Annotated in this window: 10 protein-coding genes; 8 read left to right on the forward strand and 2 right to left on the reverse strand. The window is 53.2% G+C overall.

The window, feature by feature from the left end:
* Window positions 1-9 precede the first annotated feature (9 nt).
* The 3 genes from V5P19_RS20485 (at window position 10) to V5P19_RS20495 (ending at window position 2,413) form a co-directional block, all read left to right on the forward strand.
* Window positions 10-774: a C40 family peptidase gene (locus tag V5P19_RS20485; protein ID WP_334406960.1), complete on the forward strand. Its 765-nt coding sequence runs from the start codon at window positions 10-12 to the stop codon at window positions 772-774.
* An 81-nt stretch (window positions 775-855) separates the two neighbouring features.
* The gene (gene parM / locus V5P19_RS20490) at window positions 856-1,905 is read left to right on the forward strand and encodes a plasmid segregation protein ParM domain-containing protein (RefSeq protein WP_334406961.1); all 1,050 of its coding nucleotides are present in this window, start codon (window positions 856-858) and stop codon (window positions 1,903-1,905) included.
* A complete protein-coding gene (locus V5P19_RS20495) occupies window positions 1,898-2,413 on the forward strand; it encodes a hypothetical protein (protein ID WP_334406963.1) in 516 nt (171 codons plus the stop codon). The genes parM and V5P19_RS20495 overlap by 8 nt, the downstream gene beginning before the upstream one ends.
* Before the next feature lie 88 nt (window positions 2,414-2,501).
* Here V5P19_RS20495 and V5P19_RS20500 read toward each other — a convergent pair whose 3' ends face one another.
* On the reverse strand, window positions 2,502-2,783 hold the full coding sequence (locus V5P19_RS20500; protein WP_334406965.1) for a YjcB family protein: 282 nt from the start codon (window positions 2,781-2,783) through the stop codon (window positions 2,502-2,504).
* A 615-nt stretch (window positions 2,784-3,398) separates the two neighbouring features.
* On the opposite strand from V5P19_RS20500, the gene V5P19_RS20505 reads away from it, so the two are divergent.
* Window positions 3,399-4,964: an EAL domain-containing protein gene (locus V5P19_RS20505; RefSeq protein ID WP_334406967.1), complete on the forward strand. Its 1,566-nt coding sequence runs from the start codon at window positions 3,399-3,401 to the stop codon at window positions 4,962-4,964.
* A 6-nt stretch (window positions 4,965-4,970) separates the two neighbouring features.
* Here V5P19_RS20505 and soxS read toward each other — a convergent pair whose 3' ends face one another.
* Window positions 4,971-5,297 (reverse strand): superoxide response transcriptional regulator SoxS, encoded by a 327-nt coding sequence (gene soxS, locus V5P19_RS20510; RefSeq protein ID WP_013095071.1) that lies wholly within the window; start codon window positions 5,295-5,297, stop codon window positions 4,971-4,973.
* Between the two features lie 98 nt (window positions 5,298-5,395).
* Here soxS and soxR point away from each other — a divergent pair, with 98 nt between their 5' ends.
* From soxR to V5P19_RS20530, 4 genes are all read left to right on the forward strand, one after another.
* Window positions 5,396-5,854 carry a redox-sensitive transcriptional activator SoxR gene (soxR, locus tag V5P19_RS20515; RefSeq protein WP_334406970.1) on the forward strand — a complete coding sequence of 153 codons (459 nt, stop codon included), beginning with the start codon at window positions 5,396-5,398 and terminating at the stop codon, window positions 5,852-5,854.
* A gap of 264 nt (window positions 5,855-6,118) precedes the next feature.
* On the forward strand, window positions 6,119-6,790 hold the full coding sequence (locus V5P19_RS20520) for a glutathione S-transferase (RefSeq protein WP_334406972.1): 672 nt from the start codon (window positions 6,119-6,121) through the stop codon (window positions 6,788-6,790).
* Between the two features lie 299 nt (window positions 6,791-7,089).
* Window positions 7,090-8,439, forward strand: a complete 1,350-nt coding sequence (gene ghxP / locus V5P19_RS20525; RefSeq protein ID WP_334406974.1) for a guanine/hypoxanthine transporter GhxP — start codon at window positions 7,090-7,092, stop codon at window positions 8,437-8,439.
* A 158-nt stretch (window positions 8,440-8,597) separates the two neighbouring features.
* Complete coding sequence (locus tag V5P19_RS20530) at window positions 8,598-10,244, forward strand: Na+/H+ antiporter (protein WP_334406976.1); 1,647 nt, start codon at window positions 8,598-8,600, stop codon at window positions 10,242-10,244.
* Window positions 10,245-10,348 lie beyond the last annotated feature (104 nt).

Here is a 10,348-nt window from a genome sequence, read left to right on the forward strand (position 1 = left end):
GGTTTTACGATGTTCACCTTACTTCATATCCAGAAACTGACGTGTCTGTCCCTGCTGATGGGGCTGACGGTGGCCTTTAGCGCATCCGTTGAGGCTGCGCCTCAGCGGCCGATAAAGACCGCGGCAGAAAAGGAGAGCGCCGCAAAGGCCAGAATGCGTAATAAGGCGTTGCTGCTCAAAAAAACGCAGTTGCGCGTGAGCGTGGTGCCTTTGACGCCAGAGCAGAAGCGCCGTGAACGTGAAAAACGTCGTCTGGAACGGGCGGAAAACCGTGAATGGCTGACCCTGCACAAACGCTGGCAGCCGGGAAGATTGTCCACCGATATGATCTGGGAACCGTTGCCGGGAGAGAAGATGAGTCCTCGGCTTCAGGCCTCTTTGAAGCAGGTAATTGTCGAGCTACAAAACCAGATTGGCAAACCTTATGTGTGGGGAGGACAAACCCCTGAGCAAGGGTTTGACTGCAGTGGACTGGTCTTTTATGCGTTTAATCCGGTGCTAAGCCGCAGCCTGCCGCGCACTGCGAACGGCATGTTCCAGGACAGAACGTTGCGCCCGATACGTCAGGAAAAATTACGCCGTGGCGATTTGGTCTTTTTCAATATTAACCAGCGTCCTGGTGCCGATCATGTCGGCGTATATCTCGGCGATGGGCAGTTTATCGAAGCCCCCCGAACCGGGCTGAGCATCCGCGTTAGCCAGCTTTCTGACGTCTTCTGGCAGGACCACTATCTGGGGGCCCGCCGAATACTCACTGAAGAGGCCGTACTGTAACGGCCTGACGCCAACTATCCTCTCAAGGTATGCGCCGCCAGGGATGGCCCCCTTATTTAACGTTTGACTGAGATAATTTTCATGAATCAGATGCGTAAAAAATTTGCTATTGATGATGGCTCTACCAATGTAAAAATCAGCTGGATCGACAACGGAACCCTGAAAACCGTCGTTTCCCCGAACTCTTTTCGCAAAGACTGGAAGAGTGCGGCGCTGCTGCGTGGACAGTCGGTGCATAACTACACCATCGGAACCACCAAGTACACCTACGATGCCACGTCTGATAAGGCGCTCTCTACGACCCATATTGACTACCAGTATGATGATTTAAACCTGCTGGCGGTACACCACGCGCTGCTGCAAACGGGCGTAGCGCCCTGTGATGTGGACATCATCGTAACGCTACCCATTACGCAGTTTTATAACCCGGATGACTGTCAGCGCAACGAAGCGCGTATTGAAGCTAAACGTAAGAATTTGATGAGGGATATCTCGCTGAACAAAGGCGAGTTGTTCCGTATTGTGGACGTTCAGGTGATGCCAGAAAGCCTTCCGGCGGCGCTTTCGCACCTGCTTAATTCTCACGTCAACGAGTTTACCAAATCGTTGGTGATTGACTGCGGCGGCACGACGCTGGACATGGGCGTGATTGTTGGGGAATTTGACGACGTTTCCGCGATTTACGGTAATAACGAAATCGGCGTGGCGATCGTCACCGACGCGACGCGTAAGCTGCTGGCCGCGGCAGACAGTGATTCGAGCTACCTGGTGGCGAATGAGCTGATTAAGCGTCGACACGATATGGAATTTGTGAAGAGCGTCATCAACGATGAATCCCGCATTGATGAGATCCTCGAAAAGATTGAAATCAAAATCCAGGAGCTGGGTGACCAGGTGGCATATGAAGCGAAAAAATTCGCTAAAAATCCAAACCGTGTTTATCTGGCGGGTGGCGGTGCGCATCTGATTGAGAATGCCATTCGTGAGGCTTACGCGACGCTGGGTGAACGCGTCATCAGCATCGATAACCCGCAGATCGCGCTATCCCGTGAAATCTGCCTTTATCATTCCGAGACGGGTGCCCAGAGCGTTGAAGCGCCGTTAATGGCTGAGGTGGGCGAGGATGCGTAACGGGCAGATCCGTCGCGTTAATCTGTCTTTGCACCTGACGCCGGAGCAATCGCGCGCGGATTTGCGTGCGATGCAGCAGCTACAGCTTTGGCATCAGTCAGTGAACCAGTCGGACAGCATTGACGACGCCAATATGGAAATCCGCGCCTTTCATCGCGATGTCTATCTGGCAGGGCTACAGCTATTTCTGATGGATCCCGCGTTTTGCCATCATGTTGCAGAGTCGCTGGGGCGCGATAACCTCACGCTTAGGGGGCTGTTAGCTGAGATTCAGCCCCAGGCGCAGCAGGATGAACTGTCGGTTGAACGGGTAGAGCTGCAGAAAATTCGCCAGGAGCTGGCAGCGCTCAAGCCGCTGATGGAACAGCAAACGCTCGCACTGCAACAGCTACGCTTAAGCGCGAAAAGTGCCAGCGCGGCAGCGCCGGAGCACGATAATATTGACGTGAGCAAGGTGGATGCGCCGGTCGAAAAAATGCAAAAAATCCGCCAGAAAGGGATCTTTTGACGGCGTTTTTGTGGACTAACGCAACGCTTACCCGACCAATGCTTACGGCTAATCGCTGGTCGGGTAAGACGGAGCCACTGCCTGACCGTCAGGTAATGACCATTGGCCAGTCTGGTGGGGTGTGGCTCATCGCTTCTACCATGACGACTTTGACATTTTCCCAGATGGTGGCGATATCTAACAGCGTGATGCCAAGCAGGCCTGTTGCGAACCAGCACGCCGCGCCCACGCCCAGCAGGGTGCTGATCACCGCAAGGCCAGCGTAGTCGGATTTACGAAATTGTATGTTTAGCGTGCTGGCTAAGAACATCAAGACCGCACTCAGTAGTGGCCAGCGCAGGAGAACCATGCTGGTGGTAATGGTTGCCATAAAACCCATCCTCAACAGAACAGACGAATCGAAATGAAACAGCATTTCTCGTTACATAATTTATGTGAACTATATCACACATGCTGTTTTATTCGCCAGTGTCTGCGAGGGGTTTCATCCGTCATTTTGTTTGGCGGGGCAGATTTTCTTGCCAACGTCAGGCTGTCGCAACACTCGCGCGCCTGGCCGGTAACTCAACTGCACATCGATAAAGCATTATAAGATGTCGGTCGAGTGGTGAGGGGGAAAACAGTCGTGGCTTCTGATTATTAATAAATCAGCGCTGAAAATAGCCGCGAGTAAATAGCCGCAAAATTCATGTTCATGTTGTACTTTTTTCATGCTGTCAGAAGTATGACGTAATCAATCATCCTCTATGGTGTTATCTTAAAAGCACCTGTCCATGCTGGATAATTATTTTCCTTAATTGAAATGGAACGGATACTTTTAGTTTGGCTTACGGAAAAATATTATCGTCATAACCAAATTTAAGATTTTTAATACTAAAAGTCAGTTGCTAACTTCGCATGATTCATGCAACGTAATCACCTGTTTATCAAAGCATCCGGCCTTCATTACTACAGGCGTATAAAATGCAGGGATATAGGGCGGGAAATGAATCGTAGCGCGCGGCGCAACATGCTCAGAGTGGTAGGGGTCATCATGGTAGTTTCACTGCCGGTGATGCTTGCGCTATGGTTTGCCCAGCTAAGAGCCGTGACGGAAACAAGCGCCCAGTTAAGTACTTTTGCTGAACTGGCGTTAGACAAAACTGAACTGGTTATTCAACAGGTTGATCTCGCTCGGGACGATGCCAGAAAATATCAAGGCCAACGCTGTACGCCTGAGCATCGTCAATATATGTTGAACGTTGTTCGTGGTCGCCTTTTCGTCGCCGATTTAATTTACGCAGAAGGTCAGAATTTTCTCTGCTCGACTGTTTTTACACCTGACCAGCCTTACCTAATCCCTATCCCAAATTACACACGTAAACCTGACATCGCAATCTATTATTACCGTGATACGCCATTTTTTACCGGTTATAAAATGACATATATGCAACGCGGGAATTATGTAGCGGTCGTCAATCCACTTTCGTACAGCGAAGTGATGTCGGCGGATCATTCTCTTTCATGGGGAGTGTATGACACCGTCACTAACGCTTTTTTTTCCGCCAGTGCGAAGGCTAACGTTTCGTTATTAAATGCGATGATTCGACATAAGGAATCGACATTTCAACAGGATGACCGTTTCTACACGATCCTTAAATCGGATAAGCGTCCTATTGCCGCTATTGTCTCGACGTCGAATAAACGATTTTATGAAATGCTCTATCATCAGGCCACTCTGACGCTCCCACTGGGGATGATTTGTAGCATCATTATTTTGCTGGTCTGGTCGCGCACGCACCGTGAACTCAACTCTCCCGGCCGCATGCTGCATCGGGCGCTGAACAAGCGTCAGCTGCGCGTCCATTATCAGCCTATTATCGATATCAAGAATAACCAGTGCGTGGGGGCTGAAGCCTTGCTGCGCTGGCCTGGCTTCAACGGACAGGTGATGAGCCCGGCAGATTTTATCCCGCTGGCGGAAAAAGAGGGCATGATTGAGCGCATTACGGATTATGTGGTCGAGGAAGTGTTCAGCGATCTGGGCCATTTCCTGGCGACCCATCCGCATCTCTATATCTCTATTAACCTGTCGGCATCGGATTTCCACTCTTCGCGCCTGATCGCCATGATATCCGACAAGGCCCGCTATTATTCTGTTCGCGCGCAGCAGATTAAAATCGAAGTAACGGAACGTGGATTTATTGATGTGCCGAAAACGACACCCGTTATTCAGGCGTTCCGCCAGGCAGGCTATGAGGTGGCTATCGACGATTTTGGAACAGGGTACTCTAACCTGCACAACCTCTACTCGCTGAACGTCGATATTCTGAAAATCGATAAATCCTTCATCGATACGCTGACGACCAACAGTACCAGCCATCTGATCGCCGAGCATATCATTGAGATGGCGCAGAGCCTGCGGCTCAAAACCATTGCGGAAGGGGTAGAAACGGCAGAGCAGGTCAGCTGGTTGCTGAAGCGTGGGGTACAATACTGTCAGGGATGGCATTTCGCGAAAGCGATGCCGCCGCAGGAATTTATGACCTGGCAGCAGCAACCTTTGCACTGATTCACGTTAGTTCAGCTGATGGCGGTAATCGCTGGGCGTACGGTCAAACTCGCGGCGAAACACGCGGGAAAAGGTTTGTTGCGACACATACCCCAGATCCATCGCAATATCAAAAATAGGCCGCTGCGTCGATCGTAACGCCTGTGCCGCCAGCAGAAGTCTGCGCTGGCGGATATACTCACCCAGCGTCTGGTGCATGACGGTGCGGAACATTCTCTGTAAATACCATTTCGAATATCCCGACTTTTTAGCGACCACATCAATATTTAACGGTTGGTCGATATGTTCATCAATCCATTCAATAAGTGTCTGAATAATCTGCTGATGTGACATAAGGTTACCCCTCTGTGGTTACAACTGTCTCGGTTGATTCGTCGTTTTCTCTGCGGGGGAGTATAATTCCTCAAGTTAACTTGAGGTAAAGAGGTTTTATGGAAAAGAGATTGCCGCGAATAAAAGCGTTGTTAACCCCTGGCGAAGTGGCAAAGCGAAGCGGCGTGGCGGTATCCGCGCTCCACTTCTATGAAAGCAAAGGGCTAATTAAGAGTATTCGTAACGGCGGAAACCAGCGGCGCTACACGCGCGATGTCCTGCGCTACGTGGCGATTATCAAAATTGCGCAACGAATCGGCATTCCCCTGGCCACCATCGGCGATGCGTTCGGCGTTCTGCCGGAAGGGCATACGCTCAGCCCGAAAGAGTGGAAGGAACTTTCGTCACAGTGGCGAGAAGAACTCGACCGGCGCATTCATACCCTTGTTGCGCTACGTGATGAGCTGGACGGGTGTATCGGCTGCGGCTGTTTATCACGCAGCGATTGCCCGTTGCGTAACCCGGGTGACAAGCTGGGCGAGCAGGGGACAGGCGCGCGTTTGCTGGAAGAGGATTAAAAAACTAAAGCGCCACAAGAGGGCGCTTTAGTTTATTCCCGGTCTTTGTCTTTCTCTCTATCCCGCTGTCTCACGGGAGGGTTTCCCCCGACATCAGCATCCCTCGTGTCGAGCTAGTGGATGAGGTTCCGGTTTGTGCTGACACTTTAATTGTATGCAGAGCCGCGTATTTCGCCAGTCAAAGAGGCCGCTATTTCAGCAAATTTTTTTCGTGGTGTTGTTCAATTTTCTATAGTTAATAAGTATGAATCACAGGAGAAAACCATGCTAACGGTCCACCACCTTAACCAGTCCCGATCGCACCGTGTGATCTGGGCGCTGGAAGAACTTTCTCTGCCCTATGAGATCGTTCGCTATCAGCGAGAAAAAAACATGCTCGCGCCGGAGTCCCTCAAAAGAGTCCACCCTCTGGGGAAATCTCCGGTGGTTGAAGATAACGGGCTGATCCTGGCCGAGTCGGGGGCCATTCTGGAATACCTGCAAGAAACTTACGATCCTGAATCTGCGCTTAAGCCACTGGATTCTGCTCATAAAGTGCAGTATCGCTTCTGGCTGCACTATGCAGAAGGTTCGCTTATGCCGCTGCTGCTCATGAAGCTGGTGTTTAACAGCCTGGGCAAGCCTCCCGTACCCTTCGGCATGAGAACGCTGGGTAAAGCCCTCGGTCAAGGGGTGCAAAAAGCGTATATCAACCGCCAGCTGGAAACCCACGCGCGTTTTATCGAATCACATCTTGCACAAAACAGCTGGTTTGCCGGTGAGACGCTCAGCATGGCGGATATCCAGATGAGCTTTCCGATCTTTGCGCTGCTGGCACGTGGAGGTATCGACAATCTGCCGCATACCGAGGCATGGAAGACGAAAGTGGAAAAACGACCAGGTTGGCAGAGAACTCTTGAGCAAGGTGGCCCCTTAAGTATTCCTGGCGAAGGGTGAATTGTTACTAAATTGCGCACAGACGATAACGTTTGCGCATCCTCTGCTTATTTCTTCAGCGTCATAAGGGAATTTTAGCGAAAAACGAGAAAGTTCAGTTGAAAAGGGCGGGTATTAGGCTAGATAATCGTTTGCCTACATTTCGTAACCCGTTTTGTAAGCGCGGAGCTAAACGTTTGCTTTTTTTTGTGACGCCCCTATTCGTTACAAACGCAGCACAGGGATTTGACGTTTTGCTGGCAGTGGAGTCTCCACCACGCTTACGGACTTTCTATAAAAACTCTCAGGGGATGTTTTCTATGTCTACGCCATCTGCGCGTACTGGCGGTTCACTTGACGCCATGTTTAAAATTTCTGCTCGCGGCAGCACCGTGCGTCAGGAAGTCGTTGCCGGTCTGACAACGTTTCTGGCTATGGTTTATTCGGTCATCGTTGTACCGGGTATGCTGGGGAAAGCGGGCTTCCCGCCGGCTGCCGTCTTTGTTGCCACCTGCCTCGTGGCGGGTGTGGGGTCAATCGTGATGGGCCTGTGGGCGAACCTGCCGCTGGCCATCGGTTGTGCTATCTCTCTGACGGCTTTTACCGCGTTCAGCCTCGTGCTGGGTCAGCACATCAGCGTACCGGTTGCCCTCGGCGCCGTGTTCCTGATGGGCGTGCTGTTTACCATCATTTCCGCGACCGGCATCCGTAGCTGGATTTTGCGCAACCTGCCGCAGGGCGTGGCGCACGGTACCGGCATTGGTATCGGTCTGTTCCTGCTATTGATTGCGGCGAACGGCGTGGGTCTGGTGATCAAGAACCCGCTGGACGGGCTGCCGGTGGCGCTGGGTCACTTTGCCAGCTTCCCGGTGATCATGTCCCTGATTGGTCTGGCAGTGATTATCGGTCTGGAAAAGCTGAAAGTCCCTGGCGGTATTCTGCTGACCATTATCGGCGTTTCCATTGTCGGCCTGATTTTCGATCCCACCGTCCACTTCTCCGGTATCTTCGCGATGCCGTCGCTGAGCGATGATAAAGGTAACTCCCTGATTGGCAGCCTGGATATCGTCGGCGCGCTGAATCCGGTGATCCTGCCAAGCGTTTTGGCGCTGGTGATGACCGCCGTGTTTGATGCGACCGGCACCATTCGTGCGGTGGCGGGTCAGGCAAACCTGCTGGATAAAGACGGCCAGATTATCGATGGCGGCAAAGCCCTGACCACCGACTCCCTGAGCAGCGTCTTCTCTGGCCTGGTGGGCGCGGCACCTGCAGCGGTATATATCGAGTCCGCAGCGGGCACGGCGGCAGGCGGCAAAACCGGCCTGACGGCGATCACCGTTGGCGTGTTGTTCCTGCTGATCCTGTTCCTCTCTCCGCTTTCCTATCTGGTGCCTGCATACGCAACCGCGCCTGCGCTGATGTACGTCGGCCTGCTCATGCTGAGCAACGTAGCAAAAATCGACTTTGCTGACTTTGTGGATGCGATGTCTGGCCTCATCACGGCGGTATTTATCGTGCTGACCTGTAACATCGTGACCGGCATCATGATCGGCTTCGCGTCGCTGGTGATTGGCCGCCTGGTTTCCGGGGAGTGGCGCAAGCTGAACATCGGTACCGTTGTTATCGCCGTTGCGCTGGTGGCGTTCTACGCTGGCGGCTGGGCGATTTAAATTATCCATTGATGCGAAAACGGGTGGCTCAGGCCGCCCGTTTTTATTTTCAGGACTCATCCCCTTGCCTTTTGCGTTACTCTGGAGAAGATAGAATAAAAGGCACGACGCCTTCCGTAGTACCGTAGTACATAAGCAACACAGCAAACAGGGAACGCATGGAAATCTTCTTCACAATACTCATCATGACCCTTGTGGTCTCGCTATCCGGGGTAGTCACGCGCGTACTGCCCTTTCAATTACCCCTTCCATTAATGCAAATCGCCATCGGCGCGCTTCTCGCGTGGCCGACGTTTGGCCTGCACGTTGAGTTCGACCCCGAACTGTTCCTCGTGCTGTTTATTCCGCCGCTGCTGTTTGCCGATGGCTGGAAAACGCCCACGCGTGAATTTCTGGAGCACGGGCGAGAGATCTTCGGCCTGGCGCTGGCGCTAGTGGTCGTGACGGTGGTCGGGATTGGCTTCCTGATCTACTGGGCGGTACCGGGTATTCCGCTGATACCTGCCTTTGCGCTGGCCGCGGTGCTGTCGCCAACCGATGCCGTGGCGCTTTCCGGTATTGTGGGTGAAGGCCGAATTCCGAAAAAAATCATGGGGATCTTGCAGGGTGAGGCGCTAATGAATGACGCCTCTGGCCTGGTTGCCCTGAAGTTTGCCGTCGCGGTTGCGATGGGAACGATGGTCTTTACCGTCGGTGGCGCGACCCTGGAGTTCTTCAAGGTGGCGATTGGCGGTATCCTGGCAGGCTTCGTCGTGAGCTGGCTGTATGGCCGTTCTCTCGGTTTCTTGAGCCGCTGGGGCGGAGATGAACCGGCGACGCAGATTGTCCTGCTGTTCCTGCTGCCGTTTGCCTCTTACCTGATCGCCGAACACATCGGCGTGTCGGGTATTTTGGCAGCGGTCGCCGCCGGGATGACCATCACCCGCGCGGGCGTGATGCGCCGTGCACCGCTGGCGATGCGTCTGCGTGCGAACAGTACCTGGGCGATGCTCGAATTCGTGTTTAACGGCATGGTCTTCCTGCTGCTGGGTCTGCAGCTGCCGGGTATTCTCGAATCTTCTCTGGTGGCGGCTGAAGCCGATCCGAACGTTGAAACCTGGATGCTGTTCACCGACATCGTGTTGATCTACGTGGCGCTGATGCTGGTGCGTTTCGGCTGGCTGTGGACCATGAAAAGGTTCAGCGTGCGCTTCCTGACCAAAAAGCCCATGGAATTTGGCTCGTGGACCACGCGCGAACTGCTTATTGCCTCATTTGCCGGGGTTCGCGGGGCGATCACCCTTGCCGGGGTGCTCTCTATCCCCCTGCTGCTGCCGACGGGGGATGTCTTCCCCGCGCGTTACGAGCTGGTGTTCCTGGCGGCGGGCGTGATTCTGTTCTCACTGTTTGTGGGCGTGATTATGCTGCCGATTTTGCTGCAGCATATTGATGCGGGGGATTCGACCCAACAGCATAAAGAAGAGCGTATTGCGCGAGCGGCCACCGCCGAAGTGGCGATTGTCGCTATCCAAAAAATGGAGGAGCGCCTTGCCGCAGACGCAGAAGAGAACATCGATAATCAGCTGCTGACCGAAGTCAGTTCGCGTGTGATTGGTAACCTGCGTCGCCGCGCCGATGGGCGTAACGATGTGGAAAGCTCGCTGCAGGAGGAGAACCTGGAACGCCGGTTCCGCCTGGCGGCGCTGCGCTCCGAGCGTGCCGAACTGTATCACCTGCGCGCCACGCGCCAAATCAGCAATGAGACGCTGCAAAAGCTGCTGCACGATTTGGATCTGCTGGAAGCGTTGTTGATCGAGAATCAATAGTCTCTCGGGCTGATGCCCTCAGACCAGCCCTTATGTCTTGATCTTCTCCGCTCAGGCGGAGAAGATCCCCGACTGATCATCGGGAGGTTACCGGTGAGCATCAC

It is taken from the genome of Enterobacter sp. UNJFSC 003 (genome assembly GCF_036903355.1).
Classification (GTDB): domain Bacteria; phylum Pseudomonadota; class Gammaproteobacteria; order Enterobacterales; family Enterobacteriaceae; genus Enterobacter.

What these genes read in the sequence shown, in the direction of transcription:
- V5P19_RS20485 (WP_334406960.1), top strand. Translation starts at nt 10, where the DNA reads ATGTTCACCTTACTTCATATCCAGAAACTGACGTGTCTGTCCCTGCTG.
- parM (WP_334406961.1), top strand. Translation starts at nt 856, where the DNA reads ATGAATCAGATGCGTAAAAAATTTGCTATTGATGATGGCTCTACCAAT.
- V5P19_RS20495 (WP_334406963.1), top strand. Translation starts at nt 1,898, where the DNA reads ATGCGTAACGGGCAGATCCGTCGCGTTAATCTGTCTTTGCACCTGACG.
- V5P19_RS20500 (WP_334406965.1), bottom strand. Translation starts at nt 2,783, where the DNA reads ATGGCAACCATTACCACCAGCATGGTTCTCCTGCGCTGGCCACTACTG.
- V5P19_RS20505 (WP_334406967.1), top strand. Translation starts at nt 3,399, where the DNA reads ATGAATCGTAGCGCGCGGCGCAACATGCTCAGAGTGGTAGGGGTCATC.
- soxS (WP_013095071.1), bottom strand. Translation starts at nt 5,297, where the DNA reads ATGTCACATCAGCAGATTATTCAGACACTTATTGAATGGATTGATGAA.
- soxR (WP_334406970.1), top strand. Translation starts at nt 5,396, where the DNA reads ATGGAAAAGAGATTGCCGCGAATAAAAGCGTTGTTAACCCCTGGCGAA.
- V5P19_RS20520 (WP_334406972.1), top strand. Translation starts at nt 6,119, where the DNA reads ATGCTAACGGTCCACCACCTTAACCAGTCCCGATCGCACCGTGTGATC.
- ghxP (WP_334406974.1), top strand. Translation starts at nt 7,090, where the DNA reads ATGTCTACGCCATCTGCGCGTACTGGCGGTTCACTTGACGCCATGTTT.
- V5P19_RS20530 (WP_334406976.1), top strand. Translation starts at nt 8,598, where the DNA reads ATGGAAATCTTCTTCACAATACTCATCATGACCCTTGTGGTCTCGCTA.